The sequence below is a fragment of the Wolbachia endosymbiont of Drosophila leontia genome, from assembly GCF_028981785.1.
In the GTDB taxonomy this organism is placed as follows: domain Bacteria; phylum Pseudomonadota; class Alphaproteobacteria; order Rickettsiales; family Anaplasmataceae; genus Wolbachia; species Wolbachia pipientis.
Genome location: NZ_JAPQLK010000148.1, coordinates 1 through 590 on the forward strand (window position 1 = coordinate 1; position 590 = coordinate 590).

General features: G+C 54.6%; 1 tRNA gene and 2 rRNA genes. All 3 read left to right on the top strand.

The features are described 5' to 3' along the window. A 23S ribosomal RNA gene (locus tag OZD63_RS05520) occupies nt 1-228 on the top strand; the annotation flags it as partial. Between the two features lie 106 nt (nt 229-334). Continuing rightward, nucleotides 335-450, top strand: a 5S ribosomal RNA gene (gene rrf, locus OZD63_RS05525). 57 nt (nt 451-507) lie between these two features. Next, nucleotides 508-584, top strand: a tRNA-Met gene (locus OZD63_RS05530). Nucleotides 585-590 lie beyond the last annotated feature (6 nt).

Consider the following 590-nt stretch of genomic DNA (forward strand, 5'->3'; position numbering starts at 1 on the left):
GAGAGGACCGGGATGAACATACCTCTGGTGCACCGGTTGTCGCGCCAGCGGCACCGCCGGGTAGCTAAGTATGGAAGGGATAACCGCTGAAAGCATCTAAGCGGGAAACCCACCTCAAAACTAGGTCTCCCTGAGGGTCGTGGTAGACCACCACGTTAATAGGCCAGGTGTGAAAGCGTGGTAACACGTGCAGCTAACTGGTCCTAATCACCCAATAGGCTCACTCTCTTACTGTCCCCTTAAAAGGACAGCCCGTGCACAGAAATCATCCATATATACGCCTACTTCTTCTACCAACCGTCTTCCACACACCCTTACAGGGTGGACTGGATGACCTGGTGGCCATGGCGGGGAGAGATCCACCCGATCCCATCCCGAACTCGGCCGTGAAAACCCCCAGCGCCTATGATACTGTGGCTTAAGCCACGGGAAAGTCGGTCGCCGCCAGGTCTTCCAATCCACCCTGCCAAAACTTACTACCCCTACAAATTTCAACACAATTACAACCGCGGGGTGGAGCAGCCCGGTAGCTCGTCAGGCTCATAACCTGAAGGTCATAGGTTCAAATCCTATCCCCGCAACCACGAATT